The 25,771-nt window shown below is 46.5% G+C and carries 22 protein-coding genes; 10 read left to right on the top strand and 12 right to left on the bottom strand.

Going from position 1 to position 25,771, the window contains the following annotated elements; translation table 11 throughout:
• Positions 1 to 260: 260 nt before the first annotated feature.
• Positions 261 to 1,496, top strand: coding sequence for a peptidase T (gene pepT, locus ACXHJ1_RS08010; RefSeq protein WP_031462447.1), 1,236 nt, complete (start codon positions 261 to 263; stop codon positions 1,494 to 1,496).
• 199 nt (positions 1,497 to 1,695) lie between these two features.
• A complete protein-coding gene (locus ACXHJ1_RS08005; protein WP_016822685.1) occupies positions 1,696 to 2,532 on the top strand; it encodes a methyl-accepting chemotaxis protein in 837 nt (278 codons plus the stop codon).
• Positions 2,533 to 2,730: 198 nt separating this feature from the next.
• Here the strand turns inward: ACXHJ1_RS08005 and ACXHJ1_RS08000 are convergent, their stop codons facing one another.
• Positions 2,731 to 3,606, bottom strand: a complete 876-nt coding sequence (locus tag ACXHJ1_RS08000) for a DNA-binding protein (protein WP_457905906.1) — start codon at positions 3,604 to 3,606, stop codon at positions 2,731 to 2,733.
• A gap of 444 nt (positions 3,607 to 4,050) precedes the next feature.
• Between ACXHJ1_RS08000 and hxlA the strand changes: the two genes are divergently transcribed.
• On the top strand, positions 4,051 to 4,686 hold the full coding sequence (gene hxlA / locus ACXHJ1_RS07995; RefSeq protein WP_013312540.1) for a 3-hexulose-6-phosphate synthase: 636 nt from the start codon (positions 4,051 to 4,053) through the stop codon (positions 4,684 to 4,686).
• A gap of 5 nt (positions 4,687 to 4,691) precedes the next feature.
• Entirely contained in the window at positions 4,692 to 5,249 is a 558-nt protein-coding gene (hxlB, locus tag ACXHJ1_RS07990) for a 6-phospho-3-hexuloisomerase (RefSeq protein ID WP_025366131.1), read from the top strand.
• Between the two features lie 227 nt (positions 5,250 to 5,476).
• On the opposite strand, the gene ACXHJ1_RS07985 is transcribed toward hxlB, so the two are convergent.
• From ACXHJ1_RS07985 to ACXHJ1_RS07955, 7 genes are all read right to left on the bottom strand, one after another.
• Positions 5,477 to 7,603 (bottom strand): endo-1,4-beta-xylanase, encoded by a 2,127-nt coding sequence (locus ACXHJ1_RS07985; RefSeq protein ID WP_457905905.1) that lies wholly within the window; start codon positions 7,601 to 7,603, stop codon positions 5,477 to 5,479.
• 104 nt (positions 7,604 to 7,707) lie between these two features.
• Entirely contained in the window at positions 7,708 to 8,631 is a 924-nt protein-coding gene (locus ACXHJ1_RS07980; protein WP_044786959.1) for a carbohydrate ABC transporter permease, read from the bottom strand.
• A 462-nt stretch (positions 8,632 to 9,093) separates the two neighbouring features.
• A complete protein-coding gene (locus ACXHJ1_RS07975) occupies positions 9,094 to 10,074 on the bottom strand; it encodes an ABC transporter permease (RefSeq protein WP_016822679.1) in 981 nt (326 codons plus the stop codon).
• Positions 10,075 to 10,088: 14 nt separating this feature from the next.
• A complete protein-coding gene (locus ACXHJ1_RS07970) occupies positions 10,089 to 11,756 on the bottom strand; it encodes an ABC transporter substrate-binding protein (RefSeq protein ID WP_457905904.1) in 1,668 nt (555 codons plus the stop codon).
• A gap of 124 nt (positions 11,757 to 11,880) precedes the next feature.
• Positions 11,881 to 13,647 carry a sensor histidine kinase gene (locus ACXHJ1_RS07965; protein WP_107733732.1) on the bottom strand — a complete coding sequence of 589 codons (1,767 nt, stop codon included), beginning with the start codon at positions 13,645 to 13,647 and terminating at the stop codon, positions 11,881 to 11,883.
• Positions 13,644 to 15,275, bottom strand: a complete 1,632-nt coding sequence (locus ACXHJ1_RS07960) for a response regulator transcription factor (RefSeq protein WP_016822676.1) — start codon at positions 15,273 to 15,275, stop codon at positions 13,644 to 13,646. Before ACXHJ1_RS07960 ends, ACXHJ1_RS07965 begins: the two co-directional genes overlap by 4 nt.
• Before the next feature lie 391 nt (positions 15,276 to 15,666).
• Positions 15,667 to 16,008, bottom strand: coding sequence for a cupin domain-containing protein (locus tag ACXHJ1_RS07955; RefSeq protein ID WP_019688945.1), 342 nt, complete (start codon positions 16,006 to 16,008; stop codon positions 15,667 to 15,669).
• A 215-nt stretch (positions 16,009 to 16,223) separates the two neighbouring features.
• On the opposite strand from ACXHJ1_RS07955, the gene ACXHJ1_RS07950 reads away from it, so the two are divergent.
• From ACXHJ1_RS07950 to ACXHJ1_RS07935, 4 genes are all read left to right on the top strand, one after another.
• Positions 16,224 to 17,459 (top strand): FprA family A-type flavoprotein, encoded by a 1,236-nt coding sequence (locus ACXHJ1_RS07950; RefSeq protein WP_016822674.1) that lies wholly within the window; start codon positions 16,224 to 16,226, stop codon positions 17,457 to 17,459.
• 33 nt (positions 17,460 to 17,492) lie between these two features.
• A complete protein-coding gene (locus tag ACXHJ1_RS07945) occupies positions 17,493 to 18,686 on the top strand; it encodes an NAD(P)/FAD-dependent oxidoreductase (protein WP_457905903.1) in 1,194 nt (397 codons plus the stop codon).
• 2 nt (positions 18,687 to 18,688) lie between these two features.
• A complete protein-coding gene (rd, locus tag ACXHJ1_RS07940; protein ID WP_016822672.1) occupies positions 18,689 to 18,859 on the top strand; it encodes a rubredoxin in 171 nt (56 codons plus the stop codon).
• 61 nt (positions 18,860 to 18,920) lie between these two features.
• Positions 18,921 to 19,625: a Crp/Fnr family transcriptional regulator gene (locus ACXHJ1_RS07935; RefSeq protein ID WP_107733893.1), complete on the top strand. Its 705-nt coding sequence runs from the start codon at positions 18,921 to 18,923 to the stop codon at positions 19,623 to 19,625.
• Between the two features lie 98 nt (positions 19,626 to 19,723).
• Here ACXHJ1_RS07935 and ACXHJ1_RS07930 read toward each other — a convergent pair whose 3' ends face one another.
• From ACXHJ1_RS07930 to ACXHJ1_RS07915, 4 genes are all read right to left on the bottom strand, one after another.
• Positions 19,724 to 21,436, bottom strand: coding sequence for a glycosyltransferase 87 family protein (locus tag ACXHJ1_RS07930; protein ID WP_457906173.1), 1,713 nt, complete (start codon positions 21,434 to 21,436; stop codon positions 19,724 to 19,726).
• A 268-nt stretch (positions 21,437 to 21,704) separates the two neighbouring features.
• Positions 21,705 to 22,418, bottom strand: coding sequence for an MBL fold metallo-hydrolase (locus ACXHJ1_RS07925; RefSeq protein WP_457905902.1), 714 nt, complete (start codon positions 22,416 to 22,418; stop codon positions 21,705 to 21,707).
• Positions 22,419 to 22,643: 225 nt separating this feature from the next.
• The gene (locus ACXHJ1_RS07920; RefSeq protein WP_016822668.1) at positions 22,644 to 23,282 is read right to left on the bottom strand and encodes an SDR family oxidoreductase; all 639 of its coding nucleotides are present in this window, start codon (positions 23,280 to 23,282) and stop codon (positions 22,644 to 22,646) included.
• Between the two features lie 100 nt (positions 23,283 to 23,382).
• Complete coding sequence (locus tag ACXHJ1_RS07915) at positions 23,383 to 23,985, bottom strand: TetR/AcrR family transcriptional regulator (protein WP_090888990.1); 603 nt, start codon at positions 23,983 to 23,985, stop codon at positions 23,383 to 23,385.
• 244 nt (positions 23,986 to 24,229) lie between these two features.
• Between ACXHJ1_RS07915 and ACXHJ1_RS07910 the strand changes: the two genes are divergently transcribed.
• Both ACXHJ1_RS07910 and ACXHJ1_RS07905 read left to right on the top strand, forming a co-directional pair.
• Positions 24,230 to 24,970, top strand: a complete 741-nt coding sequence (locus tag ACXHJ1_RS07910) for an ATP-binding cassette domain-containing protein (RefSeq protein ID WP_457905901.1) — start codon at positions 24,230 to 24,232, stop codon at positions 24,968 to 24,970.
• On the top strand, positions 24,967 to 25,728 hold the full coding sequence (locus ACXHJ1_RS07905) for an ABC transporter permease (RefSeq protein WP_457905900.1): 762 nt from the start codon (positions 24,967 to 24,969) through the stop codon (positions 25,726 to 25,728). The genes ACXHJ1_RS07910 and ACXHJ1_RS07905 overlap by 4 nt, the downstream gene beginning before the upstream one ends.
• Positions 25,729 to 25,771 lie beyond the last annotated feature (43 nt).

The raw sequence follows: 25,771 nt of genomic DNA, 5'->3' as shown, positions 1-25,771 counted from the left end.
CACCTCCCTTGCGTTTGATAATGTATTCTATGCTCCCAATCTATCAACGTAACGTTAAGTGCCTCAGTAATAAGACACAATTTAAAAGACTTATAGATTAACGTACTCTCTATATATTAAAAGGAGTTGCCCTCTCAGATCCTTTGCCTAATCTGCGGACAACCTGTCATTTTGAAAGGTTAAACCATTTTTTTCATATTATAAGCCTAATCATGATAAAATACGTACCATAATGAAAAAGACCCAAGGAGGATAACCACATGAAACAGGAACTGATTGACCGCCTGACTACATATGTTCAGGTGGATACCCAATCCGACGAAAGCAGCCACACTTGCCCCACCACACCCGGACAGCTCACATTGGGCAACCTCCTGGTGGACGAACTGAAAGCCATCGGTATGACAGACGTAACCATTGATGGTCATGGTTATGTAATGGCAACCCTTCCCTCCAATACGGATAAAGAAGTGCCCGTCATTGGTTTTCTGGCACACCTTGATACGGCTACTGAGCTAACTGGCGCAGGAGTGAAGCCACAGTTGACGGAGAATTACGATGGAGGCGATATCACGCTGAATGCCTCGCTGGGTGTAGTACTTTCTCCACGTGAGTTTCCCGAATTGACTCAATATAAAGGCCATACCCTAATCACAACAGATGGTACCACCCTGCTCGGTGCAGACAACAAAGCTGGCATCGCAGAAATCATGACAGCAATCCACTATCTGATTGATCATCCAGAAATTCAACATGGCAAAATTCGCGTTGCTTTTACACCGGACGAAGAGATTGGAAGAGGACCTGAACGCTTTGATGTAGCCGCTTTTGGTGCTGAATATGCTTATACAGTAGACGGCGGACCGCTCGGAGAACTGGAGTATGAGAGCTTCAATGCCGCAGCTGCTCATATTACCATTCATGGTGTGAATGTACATCCTGGTACGGCTAAAAACAAAATGATCCACGCTGCCAAAATCGCTATGGAACTGCACAGTAGATTACCTGCGAATGAAGCCCCGGAATATACAGACGGGTATGATGGCTTCTATCATCTGTTGGAGTCTACAGGCACAGCAGAACAAGCCAAACTGTACTATATTATCCGCGATTTTGATCGCGAGAGCTTCGAAAACCGGAAAGCTTATTTGACAAATATCGTAAAAGAGCTCCAGGCTGCCTATGGAGATAACCGCATCACGCTGGAGCTGAGAGATCAGTATTACAACATGAAAGAGAAAATCGAGCCTGTCAAACATATCGTCGATATCGCACATGAAGCAATGACAAAGCTGAATATTGAGCCCATTATCAAGCCGATTCGTGGAGGCACAGACGGTTCACAGCTGTCTTACATGGGACTGCCTACACCGAATATTTTCACAGGTGGGGAGAACTATCACGGTAAGTATGAGTATGTGTCAGTGGACAACATGGTGCTTGCCACCAAGGTTATTGTGGAAATCGCACAATTGTTCGAGCAACGCGGCAAGTGAACCACTTTTACACACACTGACACGTTTAGATTAAATATGAAGGCATATCGTTTCGCAATGGAAACGATATGCCTTTTTTATTGAAGCTCTCATATCCCCTTTAAATTTTCGATACCTTTATAACTTTTATCCGTCTTCAGACCGACAATTATATAAGACTATAAAAAATATATTTAGTAAAGAAAGGTAGGCAGTCCACTTGAATACAATAGATGCATTAATTGTAGCCATTCCCTACATACAACAGGTTATGCGTGAGAAAGTAACCCTTGCTCTCTTCGACCGCACTCACGTTCTTGCTTATACCCAATCAGAGGGTATGGACCTCGGCTTTGAAACAGGCTCGGAGCTGCTGGAGGACTACAAAAATTTTGCCATGCTTAAAAATGGACATGAGGCCAGCTTGACCCACATTCCGGCTGAAGTCCTGGGATATCCTCTTGATATGATCAGTATTCCTGTGTTTGACGATAAAGGGGACGTCATCGCAGCGTTTGCCGCCTCCTATAATTTGACCAACAAAAATCAACTGGATCAAATCGTATCCGAAAACCTCTCCATTACCGAGCAACTCATTGAGATGGTGCAGCATGTAACAGCGCATTCGGAGGAGCTACAGGCTACCAGTGAACACATTTTGAAGAACACCCAAATTGCCGTACAAAACTCGGGTAAAATTAATCAGGTTGCTGTATTTATCAAGGAAATTTCCGATCAAACCAACCTGCTTGGATTGAATGCTGCGATCGAAGCCGCACGTGTCGGAGAAGCAGGAGCAGGCTTCGGTATCGTTGCTCAAGAAGTACGCAAGCTGTCCGTAGAGTCCAAAAAAGCGACGGTCGATATCGAGGGAGCCCTTAAGGATGTACAGAACTCCATTCGTCAGATGGAGCAGGAAATAGAGCAAATTGTTTCTTCTTCTCAAGAGCAGGCGACTCTGGTAGGCTCTTTCACCGAAGTCATGGAGCGTATGCAAAAGGCGAGCGAAACGATGCAACATCTGGCCGATAACCTGACTTCCTATATTGTAAAATAAATAACATCGTTTCTTGGCATGAGAAAGGGGAGCGCACTGATCCGCAAATGGCGAAAAAGTGCGCTCCCCTTATTTACACAATCCCTACTGGGTATGACGATCGAAGTCTGAAATCAAGCAGTAAAAGAAAAAACACCATGATTCGAAGGATGCACGGAGTCTAAATCTCCCAATGTATTTCCTATCGGAAGAGCAACACTAAGAAACGCTAAGACCATAGTTATCGAGCTTAATGCCTTTTTCATTATGAAGCCCCCTTAATAAAATGGTTTGGTATTGCTCTTGCTGGGACGGTGTTGCCAAATCTCGGTAAGTTTCGAATAGTGCAACCAGTGTTCTAAAATCGGCATCGGCTTCTACCCCAATAGAGAATTGCAGAGAAACAAGGATATAATTCAAGGCAACGATATACTGCTTCTTTTTCAAATAGTAAATAGCTAATTGGTTGACCAGTTTTAAATAATATACGCGGTTGGCTCTATCTTCATAACCTTCAAATATCTCAATATCATCGGCAAACTCGTTCAGCAGTTCATCAATCTCCCAATCGTTCAAGTTAGCTGCTTCAGTAATACCAACCAATCCTGGTAGTAGCTCCTCGTCATTGTTGTGAAGAAACTGAACATATTCCGGTAAAAGTTCCTTCTTCCCCAAAAGTAAATCAATCATATATAAATTGGCCTTGGCGAGAAAACGGAATCTCTCTACTTCTTCGTGACCGCTTTGATCCAGCCCCATAAACCAGCCCATTTCGCTATACTTTATAATATAATCTCTGGCTTCCTCATACTGGCCCATATTCTGATAATAAATCGATTTCGCCAGATAGCTGTAAGCATAATAAAACACCAGCGGGTGTTTGGTGTCCAATGTCTCGTACTTGCCGTCCGCAGCATTTCTCAGTTGGGTATGATACAGGCTTTCAGCCAACGAATGCAGATAATCGGCAACCTTGTTCGCTTCATCCCAATCATTATGCGTGTAGCTGATTCTAAATAACTCGCAAGCTTTATCGAGCGCGTGGCTGTCCGACAACAAATAAATAGCTCCCCTTTGATTCAGGACCTCTTCCACTAAACCCCGCCTCCCTATCCTGAAAATTACGGTCACCCCTAGCCTAGCGGCTATTCTTCAGGGTAGTTATGCTGTTAGCCTCCCTTTTTACATACCAGTATATTACAAATATAGTCAAAACCTAACTTGAAGTCAATTCAATCATCGGTACATTCATATTTTTGCAATCTGACATGGATATGTATATTTACGAGTCACGAATAGAGGATTTTCATTATTGAAATAATGCTAAAGAAGACAAAAAGATTGGCTCTCTTATGGGTGGTTTTTATGATCTATAGTATCGTCAGGGTAACTACGTTACGAATTAGTGCGTACTTTTCAACCGAATACCGGAGCCTTACAATCAAACCTGTGCACGAAAGCAAAGTATAGAGTACGACTCAACAAAGCATGTACCTATTCACCAAAATACAAATTCACTTAAGGAGTGAAGTTAATAACATGGAACTTCAATTGGCTTTAGACTTGGTAGATATCCCACAAGGTATTGCATTGGTAAAAGAAGTGGAATCGTATATTGATATCGTAGAAATCGGTACGCCGATTGTCATCAATGAAGGACTTCACGCTGTAAAAGCAATGAAAGAAGCATTTCCCAATCTAAAAGTGCTGGCTGACCTGAAAGTTATGGACGCAGGGGGCTATGAAGTGCTGAAAGCTTCCGAGGCAGGTGCCGATATTGTGACGATTTTGGCTGTAGCTGAAGATGCAACGATCAAAGGTGCTGTAGAAGAAGCTAAGAAACAAGGCGGCAAAAAAATCCTGGTGGACATGATCGGTGTTAAAAACCTGGAGCAACGTGCGAAAGAAATTGATGCTTTAGGCGTTGACTACATCTGTGTGCATACAGGCTACGATCTGCAAGCGGAAGGACAAAGTCCGTTCGAAGCATTGCAAACCGTCAAAAAAGTCGTAAAAAACTCCAAAACAGCCGTAGCTGGCGGCATCAAGCTGAGTACATTGGCTGAAGTGGTAAAAGCTCAACCGGATCTGGTTATCGTAGGCGGCGGTATCACTGGCGAAGACGACAAAAAGGCTGTAGCCTCGCAAATGCAGCAGCTCATTAAACAAGGTTAATCCCAATGGAGACCTCTCAATATTTATCCGAGGTAATCAAGGAGCTGCAATTCGTTCCACAGCTAATCAGCGATACCGAATCGGAACAGCTGATCCACTCCATCGCTGCTGCGAATAAGGTATTCGTAGCAGGAGCGGGGCGCTCAGGGTTCATGATTCGCTCGCTGGCCATGCGGCTGATGCATATGGGAATTCAAGCTTACGTCGTTGGGGAAACCGTAACCCCTGGTTTGGGCGAGGGTGATCTGCTGATTATCGGTTCAGGCTCTGGTGAAACCAAAAGCCTAGCCTCCATGGCAGACAAAGCGAAAAAACTCGGGGCCTCACTGGCGCTCCTTACCACCTCCCCCGAGTCCACCATCGGCAAACTGGCCGATATCATCGTTAAGCTGCCCGGCGCACCCAAGGACCCATCCAACAAGAATTACCAAACCATTCAGCCCATGGGCTCACTGTTTGAACAAACCCTGCTGCTGTATGGCGATGCGTTGGTACTCAGAACGATGAAGCTGCGCAAGCTGACTTCCGAATCCATGTATGGTCAACACGCCAATTTGGAATAAAACTGCTTTTTCCTTTACGATAACAAAGCAGGCTGTCCCTACATGTCCGAGCATGTAAGAACAGCCTGCTTTGTTTGTGTTACATGAGATAACTCTCTTACCTGCAAAAGCCGGAATCTTGGCGAGTGGTACCCAGTTGCCCAGACGTACTGCATAGGATAAGGCAAAATGAAAGGTAGCCATAGCTCCAGCTCTCCTTTTGAACAACTCTACTCCTCTGTCTCAAATCATTTATTCATACTCCCTACTGGCAGCGGCGGCACTTTGGATGGATCAACCAGCGCCCAATATGCATATTTGGCCTTTAACCGTTCATCGAACAGCAGCGGCTTATCCAGCCGGGCAATCGGGAATGTACTAAGCCACGTATTGCCATCATCTGTCCCCCAAATCGTCACATTGCTGAGATGCTCCTGCTGTCTTGTAAACATATCGAACAGCGCCTGATAACGATGAGCCTGCCGGATCAGCAGGACGTCCGGGATCGTTTCGTAGCGATCCGTATCATTAGAGTAGAGGCCCATATCCAGCTCTGTGATCTGATTATCCAGCCCGAGTGAAGCAAACTTTTCGATGGATTGCTCGATTTCGGCAGTAGTAGGGAACTCCAGGCGGATATGCGATTGGTGACCTACGCCATCAATCGGTACACCTTTGGCAAGCAAATCACGCACCAGATTGTACAGAAAATCCCGTTTCTTCGGTTCATGGGTATTGTAATCGTTAATGAACAACCGCGCGTTTGGCCCCGCCACTTCCCTCGTGACACGGAACGCTTTTTCAATATAATCGGTTCCTGTAATCTGATACCACTTGCTACGGCGCATGCCGTCTGGCTGATCAGGATCAATGACCTCATTCACCACATCCCAATCGGTAATAACATTTTTATAACGAGCGGCAACAGCACGAATATGCGTCTCCAGGCGGTCCAACAAAAGCTTTTTATTCTCAGCAGTCGGTGTCATCGGCTGTCCATTTTTGTCCTTAAACATCCAGTCCCCGGTTTGGTTATGCCACACTAAGGTATGGAAACGAATTTCCAATCCGTGCTGTTTTGCAAATTGCACAATTTGGTCTGCTTCCTCCCAATGGAACTGCCCCTCGGATGGTTGCAAGGAGACAGGCTTCATCGCATTCCCTGCAACGACACTGTTAAAATGCTTCTGTACCAGTTCTCCGTAAGCCCCTTCGGTCTGGAAAGCCTCAATCGCTGTGCCGATGCTGAACTGTCCCTGATATAATCCATGCAAAGAAGGTATGTCCTTCTCAATCGCCAGCGGCGGCACCAGGGACAATTCGAAATCATCCATATAAAAGGAGGACGTCCCTTCTGGCGATTCCAGGTACATAGAAACGGCATCTGTATCATGTGCGAAGGTATACGTGCCAGACAAATGCATCCATCCTCCTGTCGTAATCGCCGTATCGCCTACAATCGTTTCATATGCACTTTGACCTTGGTAATCACGCTGTACGCTGAGCCTCACCTTGGCAGGCTGCTCACCTGGCACCAGCTTCACCCAGGCGCTGACCGTATAACGGTTGCCCTTTTGCATCGTGGCCGTCACGTCCAGCTTGGGACCGGCATATGCCTTTTGTCTGCCTGTTGTCAGCAGACTGTATGAGCCGGTCCGTGCATCGGCATTCGAGACCTGCACGGTCTCGGCTCCCAAGCGGGATACCCAACCTTGGGCTGTGCCATCTTCAAACCCAGATACAATCCCACTTGTAGGATTCGTTGGTGTTACTGATACCTGCCTAATTTCCACCTCATCCACATAGTAGGCCTGAGCGGGATTCGAGTTCTCCACATACAGCTTCAATGCATTCATCTCCCCGGTAAACGTATATCTCCCCTGAAGCTTGATCCACGAAGTATCTGCTGTTTCCGTCTGTGCTACAGTCTTCCATGCTGTAGTCCCCCCTGTCGGCTGCTGCTCCATCGTAAGCTTAATCACGCTTGGAATTGCCGCATTGCCGTCCAGTTTCACATACCCGCTAATTTCATACTCCACATCCGGCAGCAGCAGCGGCTTCACATCCAGCTCTGCTCCGTTCCAAGCCGCCGTACGAGCGGTTGCCTTCAGACTGTGCGTACCGCCATAGGCCGCTTCCGTGACGGATGCAATTTGGGTATAAGCTCCCCGGGGCTTCCAGCCGTCACTGTTTCCTTGCTCAAATCCATACGTTTTAATGATCTTCCCTGCCGATAGCACCTTGTCCGAAACCGACGGAGAATGTTCCATAGACGAAGCTGCCTTCGCTACAGACGTTCCCCACCATCCGATAGGTGATAACAACAGCACTCCAGCCAGCACTAGACAAAAAGGCGTATACCAACATGACCGCACAGCAATCCCTCCTGCACTCAAATTTTTGAATTCATATTTGGCACTCTTGGATTATAGTTATCTGCGGATTGGAAACGGCTCTTAGAATGAATGTAAAATATTCACTATCCTTTGACGCCTCCCAAGGTCATACCCTTCACAAAATATTTTTGTAAAAACGGATAGACTAAAATAATAGGCACTGAAGCAACAATCGTCATCGTGGCACGAATAGAGGTAGGCGTAACCGCCTTCGCCAAATTTTCCGACCCTGCAAATTGGCTGGCATAGTCCTGAGCGTTAACGGACGTATTGGAATTTTGCAGAATTTTCATTAGCTCATATTGGAGAGTGCTCCATTGCTCATACGACGAATTGTACAAAAATACATCGAACCAGGAATTCCATTGCGAGACCGCCGTGAACAGGGATACTGTTGCCAGCACTGGCACACACAGCGGCAAAACAATGCGCATAAAAGTAGCAAACTCCCCAGCCCCATCAATACGCGCCGACTCCAAAATCCCCTCTGGCAATCCCTCAATAAAGGAGCGAATGACTATGACATTAAACACCCCGATCAAGCCCGGCACGATGTACACCCAAAAGGTTCCCAGCATCCCAAGCTCACGAATCAAGAGAAAATTGGGGATCAATCCACCGCTAAAATACATCGTCAAAATAAAAGCAATCGAAACAAATTTGCGCAGCACATATTCCGGTCGGCTGATCGTATACGCCACCATTGCGCAGCAAAACACCGAGGTCACTGTACCTGCGACCGTACGTAATACAGAAATTAACGTAGCATGGAAAATCGTCGCTTCCTTGAATACAAATTCATAATTACTCCACGTGAATTCACGCGGCCACAAATAAATCCCGCCCCGAATCGAGTCATTCGCTTCATTTAATGAAACCGCCAACGTATTTAAAAATGGATACAGCGTGAACACCATTAGGCATAGCATAAACACAACATTGCACGCATCAAAAATCCGATCCGAGGGCGCCCGAAATCGCCCGTGTACGGCCTTCCCTTTGCCCATGACTTCCTCTCCTTTCTAAAAAATAGCCTAGTCCTGCACTTAAATCCGATTGATTATTCTTAGAGTTTGTTGGTACTGTTACTTGGAACTATCATTTTGAGTGGTTATATCTAGTGGCAATTGGAGTGAATTATGTGGATTATTTTTGGGACTATAAGAAGTCTGTTATAGTTCGTTGGTAAGGTCTTGATGAGGTCCGCGAAGCGGCCTGTTAAAAATCCACTGACCTTCCCTGTAGAATGGATGAGCAAGTTCCCCTGCTACAACCCTCAGTTCTTAAAAAATGACTTTACGGAGGATAGCAGCGGAGCGGGCGGAATTGTTCTAAAGAAGCGGAGCGTTCACCTTTATTCCCGGATTTTAACCTATGATTTTTATTCCAATAAGAAAATCCGGGGATAACAGTGATCGGAAGAACAATCCGCACGCGCAGCGACCTTCTCCCCCGTAACTCACTCTTTTTTAGAACAACCGCTCCTCCCCTAACCGCTTCGCAATATGATTGGCGCTAAACAACAGAATGAAGCTAACCACCGTTTTGAACATTCCAGCAGCAATGGAAAGCGAAAAGTTCCCCATCTGGATACCATATTTCAAGACGAAAATATCTAAGTTTTCCGAGTAATCCACGTTCATGCCGTTGCCCAGTAAATATTGCGGTTCAAAGCCTGATTCCAGCAGGTTGCCAATGTTCATAATGAGCAGGATGATAAATACAGGCTTTAATCCCGGCAAGGTCACATGCCAAATCCGCTGAAACCGCCCTGCTCCGTCCATTTCGGCCGCTTCATACTGCGAGGGGTCAATCGTGGTCATCGCGGCCAAATAAATGATGGTATTCCAGCCGACATTTTTCCATACCTCCGACGCTCCGAGAATCCCCCAAAAGTAGCTTCCCTCACCCAACCACAGAATAGGTTCCTTAATGAGTCCAAGCCACATCAGCACCTCATTGACAATGCCGCCGTCTGCTGATAGCGCCGTACTAATAATGCTGGCCGCAACTACCCACGAAATAAAATGTGGCAAGTAGCTGATCGTCTGCACCACTCGCTTAAATACAATCTGACGAAGCTCATTCAGCAAAATTGCTAGTGTTATAGCGGTAACAAATCCCAGCACCAGATTAATAAAGCTCATCGCCAGCGTATTGCGCATCACCCGCAGAAAGTGTTCATCCTGAAATAGAAAACGGAAATGCTTCAATCCAACCCATTGCTGATCAAGCAGCTTGCGGGCAGGCTTAAAATCCTGGAAGGCAATCGTCCAGCCCCAAAGAGGCAAATATTTAAAAATAAGCAGCCAGATTAAAAAGGGGACGGACATCCATACGAGTGCACGCTGCTGATTCAGCTTGTGTATAAATCCCCTAAAGCCGGTTCGTCGTGAGAGCGGCAAATGGCCCGAGGAGGTCGTAACAGGTGGCGGTGACGTGTAGCTCATAGCTGCTTCCTCCTTTATTTTTTCCCGACCGTCTTGATTTTTTTGGCAACCTCCTTCGTGATCAGCTCCTCAAAGGCCTTCACATCCAGCTTGTTAAACTCGGTGGTGTATTCCTTCCAAATGGCATCAAATTGTTCCGGTGCAGACAGTACCAAGCGCGGGAAATATTTGCGCTGCAGGTCTCCTTTCTTTTGCTGGAAAATCTGCGCAGGCGAGCCTTGATCAACCTGAATGCTCCAGGCTGGGAACCATGGACGCTCGTCAGGTGCGGAAAACATCTGCGAGAAGGACTCTACACCGTTCGCTTTAAGCAGCTTTTTATCACCTTCGGTATACGACATCCGCGCAACCTCAGGCTGCCGTCCGGGGCTAGCTGAGTTGCCGTCGGGTAAGGAAGAACCGTTACCGTACCGCGGCCAGCTGTATTCAAAATATTTGAAACCAAATGAGTCACGGAACGCATCCTCACCCGTCTTCTTAATTTGCTCCTTGGTCCGATAAAAGCGCCCATTTTTATCTACATCATAGGTTTCCCCTTTGATCCCCCAGTTGGATAATACCTGGTTTTCGTCGGTCAGCAGATTGTTGAAAAATTTGATGATACGTACCGGATCCTTGGCACTGACTGTAATTCCGATGCCTCGGTTATTAACAAATGACGACGGATCAAGATACTGATCCTTTATATTCCGGTCGTATACAACAGGCAGCCCTACATATTCCAGATCATCATTACCCGAACGCTTGGAAGCCTCCTGCAGGTTATTTAGAGACTGCCCTGCCTGCCAGCGATAATCGAAAAAGCCCAGCACCTTACCCGAGGTTAGCTTCGCCAAATATTGATCGTAATTGTCTACAAAGGAGGATTTATCGAATAGGCCCTCTGCGTTAAGCTGATTCAGTTCCTGGAGATACCGCTTTGTGATTTCCTCATCTCCATAATCCGTCGCCTGGTGTGTTTTCATATCAATAATCGTGCCGCCATCATTGGGATAGCCTGCCAGATGCATCGGCGCATTCGTAAGCGCATAAAACCTATCCTGCGTGGTTAACGCCAAGTACCCGGTTAATCCCTCGTCTGCATGCTTTTTCGCATAGTTCCGAATCAGAGCCAAGTACTCATCTAACGTTTTTATTTTTGGGTATCCCGCCTCCTTCAACACTCTACGCTGTATCCAAAAAGCTCCCTGCTCTATATTAGGAGCAGACAAATAATCACCGACCACCGCACTGAACGGCAGGAAATAGATATTCCCATCCTCCGCTTTCATCAGATTGTAGTACGGTCCATATACACGCTTGATATTTGGCCCATATTTATCGATCAAATCATTCAGGGGAATAAAAGCCCCGGCATCCAGCAGTTTATCAATCGTGCCATCAGGTACAATCACGTCTGGATAGTCATTACTGGCAATAAACGTGCCGATTTTCGTATTCGAATCCCCTACCAAATGCTCCAGCTTCCAGTTCACGCCGGTCTGATCTTCCAGTATTTTTCCGATCCGCGTTTCATTGGTATTAATGTCTCTTCCCGCCGTGGCATTAAAATACGTGAATGTGACCTTCTCCTTGCTATCTCCCGACGCAGGCTCCTTACCCGAGCTCCCTGAGCAAGCAGCGATCATAGATGCCATCATAACCATTACCAAACTGATGATTCCGAACCTTTTGCTTGTCATGCCAGACCTTCCCCTTTCGGCCTCTTTTGTCGATTGTGTGTGAATACCAAATTGTAAGCACTTTCATTTTATAAAATGCCGTTCATTTTGTTCACCTGTCAATCTATAGGTGTTACTTAGGAAACTATAGGTCCCGATCCGCCGGAATCATTATACGAATTTCTGTACCCTCGCCGGGTGCGCTGCGAATGACCAGCTTAAAGCGGTTGCCGTAGTAAAGTTTTAGACGATAGATGACATTTTGCAGACCTATACGCTCACCCATTTCTTCCTGCCTTTGCATGTAGCCATATAAGCGCTGCACCTGTTCCGCAGACATGCCCACCCCATCATCCCGAACCGTTAGCATCAGTCGTTCTTCCTCATGCTCAAAAAGAATCTCAATGCGTCCCCCATGCTTTAGCGGCTCAATGCCGTGGATACTTGCATTTTCAACCAGCGTCAGTACGACCATTTTGGGAATCAAATTGTCCAAGTCTTCGGAGCGTGCCTGTACATCGTACTGTATTCGCTCACCAAAGCGATATTGTTGGATTTCCAGAAAACAACGGATCAACTCCAGCTCGTCCCGCAAAGTAACCCGATCCTTGTTCCACACCAGCGAATTGCGGAAAATCCGTGCCATATTATGAATAATGCGGGCTGTCTCATCCTCATGCTTCATCAGGCTTCGCATACGAATCGTCTCCAGCGCATTGAACAGAAAATGGGGATTGATCTGGCTGTGAAGTGCATTCAACTGGGCGTGCCTACGCTGAATCTCCAGATTTTTCCGCTGAATATCGGCCATATAAACATCGTTAATCAGTCGTTTGATTCTCAGCGTCATCCGGTTAAATTCACCTGTGAGCTGTCCGATTTCATCACTCGACTCCATACCCGGAATGAGTTCAAAATGCTGATTTTTCACCTTCTTCACATGTTTCAGAATGCGATGAAGCCGCACGTTCAGCGAACGTGTAATCCAGATAATGATCAAGGTGGGCAGCAGCATATTCACACAGGCTAACAAGAGCGCAAAATTGCGAGGCTCCTGCATTTCATACAGCACCTCATCTCTGGATACCGCAGCCACAATGCTCCAGCCGTTCAGATTATTCGTAAGCACATAATGAGTCTTGAATTCCATGGTGTCATTGGGTAGCTTGAGGGTGCTATAGGCCACGCTCTTATGGTTTATATCAACCTTGGGGTCATTTGTATATTCGACTTCTCCCCGTTCGTTAAGCAGAAAGAGACTCCCCTGCAAGTTCAAGTTATTGAAAATCTCCCGAATGGATGACATTCGCAGCTCTATTTTCAGTATTTTTTCACGACCATTTTGGGAATAAAAATAGTTCATCCGTCGAATCAGGCTGAAGGGGTGTAGCTGCTCAGCGGTACTGTCGTCAGTACGGACAAATATAGGCTTGGACTGGCGTCCAGGCGGGATTTGGGTATACCAAGGGAAGCTTTTGACCCTCTCATCTATAAAGCTGATTCCCCCGGAATCCATTAGTGTTGGATTATCAGTATAAATCGTAATTCCACCTACGGATTGGTACACAGGACTGTAAGTATTGTTTAAGATACGACGTAAATAAGAGTCATAAACAGCAATATAGTCAGCAGGGTGGGGATATGTTTCTTCCAACACCTCATTGAGTCGATAATCGGTATAAAAGATAGACGAGATTTCCATCGCATCTTCAAATTCCCGGTAAAATTCAATTTTAATTTGTTCCAGTGCGCGCGTAATATCCTGAATACGCTGTTCTTTCACATTTTGCGAGGTAACATGGTAAAAGATCAGATTGGTCAGCACGATAGGTGTAAAAACACAGAGGAAATAAAGCAGCAGCATTTTATCTCGCAGCCGTATATGATCCAGGATAGTTCTCAGCCTCTTCATTCGCCGGACCTCTCTGGCTCGTACCCAGCACTTAGGCTATTGCGGTATTCACTTGGCGTGACGTGCGCCAGCTTTTCAAACTGAGTCACAAAATAGTCTGAACTGCCGAAGCCCACTCGCTCCGCAATTTCATAAATACGCAGGTCCGTCTGCCGCAGCAGGCGTTTCGCCTCCTGAATGCGCAATTTCAGCAGAAATTCGTTAAAGTACACCCCGTATGTTTTTCTGAACAATTGACCGAGGTATACCGGATTCATGTAAAAGTGAGCCGCAATACTTTTCAGGCTTATATTCTCGGCAGCATGCTGCTCAATATAAGCACGGATGTGCTGGATTCCTCCCTGCTGACATTCCTTGCGCAGCGTCCCAATATATTTTCCACTTTCTTCGGCAAAGGCTGTAAACAATCGTTGGAGTTCACCCAACGACAGATTCATATCCTGCCAGTTTATCATCGGTTCCAGTGACTGGAGTGAGCGCTCATTTCCCTGCATGTTTTGAATGACCCGCACGATACTAAGAACGCATTGATGCAGACTCATTTTCATAGCCTCAGGAGCATAATACTCTTCCCGAAAGCTGCTAAATAAATAACCTACGGTCGCACGTAGCTCTTCCAATTGGAGCTCCTCCACCTGCTCTGTCAAGCTATCCAGTACGTCCTGACGAATGGTCCTATAGTGGAGGGATGGCATTTCATCCTGTAAAAAGATAACAATACCACTAGGGTCATGAATGTATTTATGAAGCACTGCTTCCTTTGCACTGGCATAAGACTGCTGGATATCCCGCAACCGATTCACAGGACTTCCCGCATAAACGAATACCCGAATTCCCAACTGGTTTTTTACTGACTCCATCCCCTCTATCTCCTGTTGTAGCGCTTTCATAAACAATTCTACTTTGGCTCCAAAACCCTCTAAAAAGAAGTCCGGTACGATAAGACCAACCCGGTTACGATGCTCATGGACATAGAGAGGGTACTTGCCGTCCATTAAACGATGAAGCGCTTGCTCTATAAGCTCCCTGAACTGGAAAAGCGATAGCATGACACCATCGTCACCAGAGCGCCAAGGATGCTGATCATTCAGCTCAACAAGTACATAGTACATACACGTGGCTTCTCCAAGTCGCAGCTGCTGCTCCCAATGTGTCACCACTGCATCATCCACTGGGTTCATCATCATCGTCTCTAACAGCCCGCCTGTAAGGTGGTGTTGATATCGCTGCGCGTTCTGTTGCTCACGGTGCAATCTTTCACTCAGCTTGCGCAGTGTAGCCGAAAAGTCCTCATCATCAACCGGCTTGAGTATAAAATCATGCACTCCATAGCGGAGTGCCTGCTGTGCATAAGTAAAATCACTGTAACCACTCATGATAATAAAAGCAGGATGTTGGGTACCCCGTTCGAGTACGGATCGAATCAGCTCTAATCCATCCAGCACAGGCATACGAATATCGGTAATGATCAGATCCGGGTGAAGACGACTGATTAGCTCCAGCGCATCCTCACCATTATCAGCTTCTCCCACGATTTCAAAGCCACAGGTTTCCCAATCCACAAGTTGAATTAGCCCTTTGCGGGTGAATATTTCATCATCCACCACAATGGCTCGATGCAGCTTCATAACCTGCCTCCTCCTTTCAATGAAACGTTATTTTATTGGGGTTGACTACTTCGCGGGCCTTGCACGATATCCCAGCTGGAGAAATATGGCCTTTGCAACGTATTGTGGCACTTCGAGAGCAGTTTGTACAGACGGGATTTCATCATAAGGTCGCTCCAAAGCGTGAAAACTATTGCCCCCAGCTGCTTCCTCGCCGAACACAACCGTGACCTACAGTGGCTTGTTGATGAACAGACATCCAGCGTTGTCACAGATACAGTCATCCAGCTCAGAGGGGAATGTATAGTCTATTTCGGGGTGTGGCTCTCCAATAAGAAAGCCGCTTGGTCATTTAAACCAAGCGGCTTTCTTATATTTGGATTGCGTTTTCTCTTCTTGTTATTTCTATACTTTATACATTTTGTGCGTAGCTTTCACTTGGCGTTTTGGTCAACACCACATGCAGGCTGGAGTTCGCTCCCGCACCACCACGATAGGAAAAGTGCTCATCTCCGGTAATATGGATCATATCCCCTTGGACAACTTCCGTTTCTTCACCATTTACAGTTACAGTACCGCTTCCTTCAAGAACGAGCAAATATACATTCGCTCCTGGATGATTATGTGTTGGCAGCTCAGCATGAGGGGTGAAGTTGAGAATAAAAATAACATTGTCGGCTTCCTTATGCACAATTCGTTTTGTAAATGCAGCTTCTTTATATTCTTGAAATTGAATTAGGTTTGATTTTTTCATGTGGATTCACTCTCCTGTTTGTAATTGGATTGGGCCTATATAGTCTTATTGTATTTGATTATTACGCTCTTCTTGTGATTGCGATCACAAATATAAATTTAAGTCATAAATACTTTGAAATATTCAAAAATTTGATTTCAATCATCTTTTTCACCATCACATCTAGCTAGAATCAAATTGTGTTAGACAAACCAAAACAACAGGAGGTTATTCCTATGAAACCAGGATTTAAGCTGGCAAAGAATATATATTGGGTAGGAAAAATCGATAATCGTGAGGTACCCTTTCATCGGCTTACCCTATCTAAGGGTACAACCTATAATGCATACTTACTAAAAACCGGAAAACCAACCATTATAGATACCGTAGATATGGCGTTCGGTAGAGAATTTGCCGAAGCTGTAGCGGAATTGATCGACCCGTTGGATATTCAATATATAATCGTCAATCACACGGAACCGGACCACTCCGGCGGGTTGGCGGCCCTTGCTTCCAAGGCAGCAAACGCCACCATTGTCTGCACTGAGATTGCCGTTCCAGAAATTCAGCAGATGTACAAGCTCCAGCATCGGAACTTCCTCGTAATCAAAGACGGGGATCAACTCGATATTGGAGGCAAGACACTGCTATTTAAGGAAACACCTTACCTCCATACGGAGGAAACCATGATTACGTATTGCGTGGAAGATAAAATCTTGTTCCCTTGCGATATTTTCAGCACACACGTAGCTGTAGAGCATTTATTTGCCGATGAGGCCGGTTTTGATATTACCGAGGATTTTATCGGATACTACCAGGCTATTATTCATCCACATCGCAGATATGTGCGTACATTAATCGAAGCTGTATCTGACTTGGATATTGAGATGATTGCTCCTTCCCACGGCTTCGCGATCCGACATGATATTGCCAAATTTATTGATTTGTACGCATCGATGAGCACCGAAACCAAGGATGATAAAAAAGTAGCGATTGTTTATGCCACATTGAAGAACAATACCAAAAAAATGGCAAACATTCTGAGAGATTGCTTTTTGGAGAACCAAATCAAAGTGGAGCTATGGGATGTAGATAAGGCGGATGAAACCGAGATATTAAATAGTATTGCCTCAGCGGATGCTGTTTTCGTCGGTAGCTCTACCAAATATGCCGACATGACAGGCAAATTGGAAGACCTGCTGCAACAAATGCAAAAGATGAATTTGGAAGGCAAGCTTGCTGCCGCCTTTGGCTCCTATGGCTGGAGCGGTGAAGCCATTGAGGTCGTACAGGATTACTTGAACGGTACTAATATGAAAGTCCAAAGTACTTCAGATGTAATCAAGTCAACGGGTATGACGCATGTGGAATTTCCGGTACGTGTTCGCTTCTCTCCTACAGAAGATGAAAAAGTGAAAAAAATAAAAAATGCTGCTGAATTTGTCTCAGATCTGCTGCTTAGTGTTATTTAGCGCAGAAAGCTAGAGGAATAGGAGAGATGCCGAATGGGTAACCAACATTACGTTATAATCGGAGGCGGCGTGGCCGCTATCAACGCGGCAAAAGCGATCAGAGATCATGATGAGCTAGCCGAAATTTCGATTTACGGGGAAGAATCCTCCCTTCCGTATAACAGAGTCAAGCTTTCCAAGGCGCTATTTACTGACTTGCATAGCGACAAAATCCTGATCAAAAAAGAAAAATGGTTTGCCAATCAGCGGATTAACGTTTATTCCGGCACAAAGATCACCGCGATACACGCAGAGGACTGCACCATCGAAACAATAAATGGACAAACCGTTGCTTATGACAAGCTGTTGCTGTGTACAGGAGCCCATAACCGTAAGCTGGTGCTGGACGGGGCTTCACTAAGGAACGTTCACAACATTCGGTTTCGACAAGATGCAGACAGACTTAAAGCGGAATTGCGAGAGGGAGACCGGATATGTATCGTCGGGGGCGGTATTCAGGGTGTAGAAACCGCCTGGTCCTTCCAGCAAGCCGGATATGCCGTCACCATTCTGGAAGCTTCGCAACGGCTGATGCCCCGTCAGCTAGATGAAAAGGCATCCGCTATTTTGACCCGCCGAGTAATCGAACAGGGCACCCAGGTATGCCTTGGACAAGGCGTAAAGCGTATTACAGGCACGGAGCATGTAGAGGGCGTAGAACTGCAGGACGGCACTGTTATTCCCTGTGAACATGTCGTGTATTCTATCGGCATTGTACCTAATACGGAGCTTGCTCGCCAAATCGGTCTTGATATCAGACAAGGCATTCAGGTGAATGCGCAGATGGAGACCAGCTTCCCCAATATATATGCGGCAGGTGATGTAGCCGAGTTCCACAATAGAGTAGATGGATTATGGGAAAGTGCTATGGAGCAAGGGAAAATAGCAGGCACTAATATGGCGGGTGCCTCCGCAGCTTACCAGCGTCCCATTCCTGCCACCCTGTCCAACAGCTATGAATGCCCCTTGTTTTCCATTGGTCTGGTAGATGAACAGGAATGCGACACCAGCCTGACCTGTGGAAATCAAGGTTCTTATACACGTATGTTCATACAAAATGGCTCTATCTGTGGCGTGATTGGCTTCGGAGATGCTCTTGCTTCACTTCCATATAAAGCAGCCATTACCCAAGGACTAAGTCCGGACGCACCAGAGCTTACAAAAATTTTAGATGACAAGGAGAATTAACAATGAAAAAATATGTATGTCAGCCCTGTGGATACGTTTATGATCCTGCTATAGGTGACCCTGATGAAGACGTGATGCCAGGTACAGCGTTCGAAGACCTTCCAGAGGACTGGGTTTGTCCAGTCTGCGGTGAGGATCAAAGCCATTTTGCCCCTATAGATGATACAAAATAACAAGAACACACTATACTTTTTAGTTTCCGGTTGATGAATGGAGTGAATGAATGTGAATGAAATGTCCTGCCCCTGCCAGTGCGAACAGGAGCCCTGTGCCCGCAAAGTGCCTATCTTTTCCTCTTTGTCCTGCGAAGATTTGTGCAAGGTTAGCTCCATGATCCGGCACCGAAAATATCAAAAAGGCGAGGCCTTGATTGTCGAGGAACAGGCATCGGATACGCTGTACATTATTAAAAGCGGACATGTCAAGCTGCTGAAGATGACACCTCAGGGGAAAGAGCAAATTCTACACATTCTGACTACTGGCGATTTTTTTGGTGAGTTGAACATATTTAATAACGACGAGCTGAGTAATTTTAGTGCTTACGCCTTAAAGGACACTGATATTTGTATGCTCACCAAGGATGATATGGAGGAGTTGATCCGCAACAATCCCGATATCTCTTTGAGGTTGCTCAAAACCATTACCAAACGCTTGGCACATACTGAAAACCTGGCTCAAAGTCTGGCTACCAAAGACCCAGAAATCCGTATTGCCTACATGATTCTCGAACTCGGACATAAATACGGCAAGCCAGACGGCTCCTATATTAAAATAAATCTCCCCCTTTCACGCGAAGAGATGGCTAATTATGTGGGTGTGACACGTGAAACCATCAGCCGCAAGTTCGGAAAATTTGAACAACTAGGGATTATTCGTATCAAAGGTACACGAGAGATTACCATCTGCGATGTACAGAAACTGAACGAATATATGGATTAAATAAAAAACCGCTTCTTTGAGCTTATGGCTTGTGGCGACTTGGCCACTTCCCATTTGCCAAAGAGCGGTTTCTTTTGTTCTTTACATTTTGCTATCAGCTATTTCTCCATCGTTGTGTTCACACCTTGGGATGACGCTCCCCATGTTAATTGCTCCGATGGAAGCTCCGGGAGAACCATGTCCTTGGCAGGCGCAGCCTGAACTGTAGCCGGCCTGGAGCAATCCCACACTACCTTGACCAAATACACAAACAACAACACGTTTAGCAATGATGTTACACACAAAATAATACCGTAATGATCCTGAGAATTGGAGCTATAGAAAATATCAAAGGTGTTCAGGAAAATCGTAAGACTGAATCCACCCGCAAGCCACAAAAATCTGCGATCTCGCAAATACAGGTACGCCAGTACAGCTAACGCGGCCGCAGGGAACAGGTACCGTTCATGCATGCTGGAAGCGAAGGTAAATACACCTGCAATGAGTACCAGTGCAGCTGCTGCTGCGAACTGTGGTTTCCGACTGCGGATATACATCCACCATGTAAACAAAGTCACCAGCACAATGCAGATCATACCCCATGTATGGTAACTGAACAGGAACAGCGTTGTAGTGTCCTGCGTATAATTGCCACCAATGAGTGCGAAGAAGTTATACGCGTTCACCGAAGCATATGGATATTCGCCAACTGTCCCCTTGTATAAATCAAGCAGCCATAATGGCTCCTGCCCCCATGAAAATGGCAATATAACCAGAATAGTTGTTACAACGGCGCCACCAATGGATAACAGCCAAGGCTGTATTTTGCGCTGTCTCAGTAGTTCGAAGAACAGAACCGGCCCATAAATAATGCCCTGTGGCTTCATCAATACCGCTATCGTAAACAGTACAGCGGACCAGCCGATCCGGTTTTCCACCAACAGCACAATCATGCCTACAATCAGCATGGTAAAGAATGAATCTACCTGTCCCCAGAAGGTCGAATTGATAAATACAGCCGGGTTAAACACGTAGAATATGGCCAATCCGAGGCTCACTCCATAGCCGACCCGTTTGCTTGCCAACCGGTACAGCATGTACGCTGTCACGATATCGGCTAATATATTCGGAAGCCGCAGCAATACGGACATATAAGGACTGAAAGCATCCGTAGAGCCGATTTTACCGATTACATATAAAATATAAATATAGAACGGTGGATAGTCACTGGAACCATTCGTGTAAAAGCCTGACAAGCTATTCGCTGCTGTCGTAGCCCAGTTTCGGAATAGCATTAAGTCCATGTGACCCGAGATCCATGGGGCGATCGCCATTCTTAAAAAGAACCCCACACCCAGCACTGTCCATAGCATCAGTCCCCGGGTACGTTCCCCGAGCTTCCATTCTTGAGCCCGAAAACGGTAAGCAATAAACACGAACGCGCCGAAGAATAAAGCGGCGAAAATCGCCATCGGAGTAGCATAGGCAGATGAAGAATTTCCATTTCTTCCACCACCCATACCACCGCTAGGACCTCCCATGCCCATTCCAGATCCTTTACCGGACATACTACCGGAACCTCTATGCTGTCCGTCTCTAGCAACACCACTGCCGCCCGATGCAGACGTATCATTCCCGGCCGTTGTGCCTTTGTCACCTGATATCGATGGATTCTCAGTAGTGGAGTTTGTCGTTCCCTGATTCTTGCCGTCAGAGCTGTTCGTCGCATCCGTAGATGCTGAGGACGAATTCTGCTGGTCCTGTCCTACATTTCCTGTTCCACGGTTCCCCGCAGTCTGACCGTCAGAGGAACGTTGCCCCGGCCCTCCCATACCTCCGCCTGGTTCTCCTCCAAACCCACCGGATGGACCTTGCCTCACTGCCGCAGACTGAGACGCGGAACTACCTGAGTAACTCCATAACGACACGATACTAACGGCAGCACACAATATGAGACTAAATAGAAGTATATATTTCAGACCGTTCGCTTTCCAAACGTTCAAATCCGATGCACCTCTCTCTGTTTCTATTTTCCTCATATTGTATCTGCCTTAGCTTAGGACTTTGTGAGTTCTGGCTGAATGTTGGCTGAATACGTAATCATCGCACTGAACATTGCTGCTCCAACTCCATAATCGCTTTTTCCAGCTGAGATTGTGGATGCTTCAGCATGTTGCCATGACCGGCTGCTAATAGAGACGGATTGTAAGACGCCAGCTTTTTGGCACTTGCCAGCGAAACTTCCTTATCCCAGGTAGCTAGTGCTGGAAAAGGAAACAGCGGCTTGAGCCTTCCCGCCACCGCAACACCGCCCCGAGTCTGGAAGGCATCACCTGCAATCAACGCACGGGTACGGGTATCCAAAAACCCCATCGAGCCTGGCGTATGTCCCGGTGCGCTGATTGCCAGCAGCGAACCCACATGATCCCCATCCTCCAGTAAAACGTCAGGCTGGGTAAGGATATTCTTTGGCACGCTGCCCCGAATAGGAGTGTCCGGTTCGCCTGCCTCCAACGATACATCACCCTTCAGCAGCCGAGCATCCCGTCTTGAAATGAATACTTGTGCCTCAGGATACTTTGCCTTCAGCTTATCCAACGCACCTACATGATCCCCATGCGCATGGGTAAGTACAATTCGTACAATCGGCTGCCCAATGCGCGCCGCAGCTTGTTCAATACCCTGAGCACTATATGGCAATCCGGCATCGATCAGGGTAAGTCCCTCTTTCTCCTCCACCAAATAACAGTTCACCGGGAACAGCCGGGGCATAAACGTTAATTGATACACATGCTGCACCTGAACGATACGCATTTTATCTCATCTCCTTTTCTTGATCGTAAACTAATTATATTAGTATTATAATTAACATAATTAGTTTTAGGCAAATTTTTTCGTAATATGCCCATCGGAACGTTGGTTTTTTGGTCATACGTAGCGTTAAAGGAAAGGATTATACAAAGCAAAAAGCAGACCCGGAATCCTACCTCTGGGTCTGCCTTTATTCATATTATGCACATGTCTTTCAATTCATTAGCTCTACCGGATGGCCTCAGCAATAGGCGTACTGCCGGACACCAAATCAATCGCACGATGATACGTCTGTTTTTCCTCCAGTGCTGCTACCACCGTTGCCGCTACATCTTCACGTGAGATGGTATGGCTGGTAAGATCTTCACCAGTAGCAACCTTGCCAGTACCCTCATCATCTGTTAGCCCGCCGGGACGAAGAATCGTGTAATCCAGATTGCTCGCTTCCAGCAAGCGATCTGCATAATGCTTTGCCACATAATACGGCTTAATTGATTCGGGCCACTGCTCCCGGTTCTCCGCATGTAGAGCGCTGACCATAATAAAGCGCCGGATACCCGCTTGCTCAGCGGCCTCCATCGCCTTGACTGCTCCATCAAGGTCGATGAGCAGTGTTTTATCCGCTCCTGTTTTGCCGCCGGAGCCTGCCGTGAACACGACAGCATCGCTGCCTTTTATAGCTGCAGCAATTTCATCAACTGTCCCTTCAAGGTCAGCTACTACCGTTTCTGCTCCCAAACGTTCAAGCGCTTCGGCCTGATCCGGTTTGCGAATCAACGCCTTTACGCGATGCAATTCATGTTGCCCCAGTAGGCGAACGAGATGTCTGCCTACTTTTCCATTGGCACCAATCACCAATACGTTCACTCTTATCCCTCCTGTATTCACGGTCTCTCATCTACTTTATACTGATATAATTTACCCTTTGAGTCCAGGACGCAATCATATGGGTTATATCAGATTGAACTCAGTTTTTTTCTGAATGCTCCACATCTCGCTTTTGCTGTAACACGCGAAGACCTGCCCAAAAGGTGTCCATCATCACTTCGATACTCCGATCCACATCCACAGGTAAACCAAAACCACCCTTTTGTTCAAGCGAGGCAAAACCATGCAGAAGACTACGGAATCCCCTCGCTGCATGAATGCAATCTGCTTCGTTGAAACCGTAGCCACTGGATAGCACGGTAATGACAAGTTCCGCTACGCGATCCGCTGCATGTCTCAGCTCGGTATCATTTCGGTCAGTTGCATACAGCATCGCTTCATACAAACCAGGTCGCTCGCGCGCATACTGCATATACGCTCTCCCCATAGCAGTCAGCGCATCTTCGCCTGCTCTGCCTACGGCTGCGCTCACCAATGCCTCCTCTAACTTTTCGAGGCTATGTAATGCTAGCACATGACGCAATCCGTTCAACCCGTCCACATGGTTGTACAAAGATGGAGGACGAATATGCAGCTTTTGCGCCAGCGTAGTGAGCGTGACATCTCCCATCCCACGTTCATTGGCAATATCCTCAGCAGCCTTCAGGATATCTTGTAGCTTTACTCCATTTCTAGGTGACATCATCCTGTCCCCTTTCGTTGAATTCCTATGTAAGGTGATTTTCATATGGATATACAGACTAAGTTCTTATTTTGTCTTAACTAATCCTGTTAGTTTATACAAAGAGGGTCCCGTTTGCAACAGTTCCATCCCCCGGATCTTTTTTAGAAGAAGAGCCAGTAGGATATTACTGATATAATACAAAGAGATTATAGAGCGGATCTGATATCTTTTCCGATTCCCTGCAAAGGAGCTAACTATATCTATGGAATCCAAGCCACTTCCAGCTATTGAATTTAATCATATCACCAAATATTTCACCGGATCGGGGCAGCAACGTGCTGTCCTGAACGGGATTACAGCAAAGGTCCCTCGCGGAAAAATCACGACACTGGTTGGTCCGTCAGGCTCTGGTAAAAGCACACTGCTTTCATTGTGCAATCTCTTGCTAACATCGGATGAAGGAGAAATCAGCGTCCTCGGCAAGCCTATAACCGAGTGGGAGATCCCTGATTTGAGACGAAAGGTAGCATTGGTTTTTCAAGATGCTCCCATGCTTCAGGGGACGGTCCTCTACAATCTCCAGACTGTAGAGCGGCTGCATGGTACGGTACTGGAAGATCCGGTTGGCCTGTTAGAGCGCGTAGGGCTTACCCGTGACCTGCTGGAACAGAAGGCGCAGGAGTTGTCCGGTGGACAAAGACAGCGCTTGGCCTTGGCACGGACGCTTGCGAACCGCCCGGATATTTTACTACTGGATGAGATTACTTCTGCACTGGACCCCGCCTCAGTCAAAGAGGTTGAGGAACTGCTGCTTCAAATGAACAAAGAAGAGGGAACAACAATGATCTGGATTACGCACCATATGGAACAAGCCCGCAGAGTAGGCCACGAAACATGGCTGATGATTAACGGAAGACTGGTAGAGCAAGCGGATACGGAGACATTTTTTAATGCTCCACAGCATAGTGAAACCCGCAAATTTGTAGCAGGAGAATGGGTATGACGATTGTTGCCTTGATTCTCTCTCTTGGTTTTGTATTTATCGCCATCGTCATGTCCAAGTCCTTCAAACTCGGTTTGGACCGAGACATTATTATTGCCACGATCAGAGCATCCGTTCAGCTACTGGCGATTGGATATGTATTGCATTTGATTTTCGGGATGCAAAGCTACGGATTTATCGTATTATTCATTCTGCTCATGATCACTGTAGCTTCTCAAAATGTTGCACGCAAAGGACGGTTTATCCCTCGTCTCATGTGGAAGTCATTCCTGACGTTGCTGTGTGTGGAAATCGTTACACAGGCATTCCTGATTGGCCTGCATATCATTCCGGCGACAGCCCGGTACATGATTCCGATTAGCGGCATGATCATTGGCAGCTCCATGATTTTGTCCAGCCTGCTGGTATCACGGCTCAAGTCGGAAGTCCTGCTGCGCAAGCCTGAAATCATGCTCATTCTCGCACTGGGGGGAACCCCGAGACAAGCCATCTTCCCTATACTGAAGAATTGCATACGTTCCAGTATGATTCCAACCATTGAGGGGCAGAAAACACTCGGGCTTGTTCAGCTTCCCGGTATGATGACCGGACAAATCATTGCAGGTGCCAATCCGATTGTCGCCGTGCGTTTGCAATTGCTCATCGTATTCACTACCATGACCTCTGCCATTTTGACCAGCGTGCTGCTCAGCCTATTCATTTATCCGACATTATTTACCCGCCATCAACAACTGCGCACAGAGTCTTGGGAGGGCTGATAGAGACGGATACACCTAGTTATTCCCCAGTAATTTCCCACTA

It is taken from the genome of Paenibacillus sp. ALE2 (assembly GCF_054113385.1).
The sequence above is the reverse complement of the archived record's forward strand: the minus strand, read 5'-3'. Positions and strand labels throughout refer to the sequence as shown.

What these genes read in the sequence shown, in the direction of transcription:
- ACXHJ1_RS07950 (WP_016822674.1), top strand. Translation starts at nt 16,224, where the DNA reads ATGAAACCAGGATTTAAGCTGGCAAAGAATATATATTGGGTAGGAAAA.
- hxlB (WP_025366131.1), top strand. Translation starts at nt 4,692, where the DNA reads ATGGAGACCTCTCAATATTTATCCGAGGTAATCAAGGAGCTGCAATTC.
- ACXHJ1_RS07980 (WP_044786959.1), bottom strand. Translation starts at nt 8,631, where the DNA reads ATGGGCAAAGGGAAGGCCGTACACGGGCGATTTCGGGCGCCCTCGGAT.
- ACXHJ1_RS07915 (WP_090888990.1), bottom strand. Translation starts at nt 23,985, where the DNA reads ATGTCACCTAGAAATGGAGTAAAGCTACAAGATATCCTGAAGGCTGCT.
- ACXHJ1_RS07935 (WP_107733893.1), top strand. Translation starts at nt 18,921, where the DNA reads ATGTCCTGCCCCTGCCAGTGCGAACAGGAGCCCTGTGCCCGCAAAGTG.
- hxlA (WP_013312540.1), top strand. Translation starts at nt 4,051, where the DNA reads ATGGAACTTCAATTGGCTTTAGACTTGGTAGATATCCCACAAGGTATT.
- ACXHJ1_RS07970 (WP_457905904.1), bottom strand. Translation starts at nt 11,756, where the DNA reads ATGACAAGCAAAAGGTTCGGAATCATCAGTTTGGTAATGGTTATGATG.
- ACXHJ1_RS07905 (WP_457905900.1), top strand. Translation starts at nt 24,967, where the DNA reads ATGACGATTGTTGCCTTGATTCTCTCTCTTGGTTTTGTATTTATCGCC.
- pepT (WP_031462447.1), top strand. Translation starts at nt 261, where the DNA reads ATGAAACAGGAACTGATTGACCGCCTGACTACATATGTTCAGGTGGAT.
- ACXHJ1_RS07965 (WP_107733732.1), bottom strand. Translation starts at nt 13,647, where the DNA reads ATGAAGAGGCTGAGAACTATCCTGGATCATATACGGCTGCGAGATAAA.
- ACXHJ1_RS07925 (WP_457905902.1), bottom strand. Translation starts at nt 22,418, where the DNA reads ATGCGTATCGTTCAGGTGCAGCATGTGTATCAATTAACGTTTATGCCC.
- rd (WP_016822672.1), top strand. Translation starts at nt 18,689, where the DNA reads ATGAAAAAATATGTATGTCAGCCCTGTGGATACGTTTATGATCCTGCT.
- ACXHJ1_RS07945 (WP_457905903.1), top strand. Translation starts at nt 17,493, where the DNA reads ATGGGTAACCAACATTACGTTATAATCGGAGGCGGCGTGGCCGCTATC.
- ACXHJ1_RS07910 (WP_457905901.1), top strand. Translation starts at nt 24,230, where the DNA reads ATGGAATCCAAGCCACTTCCAGCTATTGAATTTAATCATATCACCAAA.
- ACXHJ1_RS07975 (WP_016822679.1), bottom strand. Translation starts at nt 10,074, where the DNA reads ATGAGCTACACGTCACCGCCACCTGTTACGACCTCCTCGGGCCATTTG.
- ACXHJ1_RS07930 (WP_457906173.1), bottom strand. Translation starts at nt 21,436, where the DNA reads ATGGGAGGGCCGGGGCAACGTTCCTCTGACGGTCAGACTGCGGGGAAC.
- ACXHJ1_RS07960 (WP_016822676.1), bottom strand. Translation starts at nt 15,275, where the DNA reads ATGAAGCTGCATCGAGCCATTGTGGTGGATGATGAAATATTCACCCGC.
- ACXHJ1_RS07955 (WP_019688945.1), bottom strand. Translation starts at nt 16,008, where the DNA reads ATGAAAAAATCAAACCTAATTCAATTTCAAGAATATAAAGAAGCTGCA.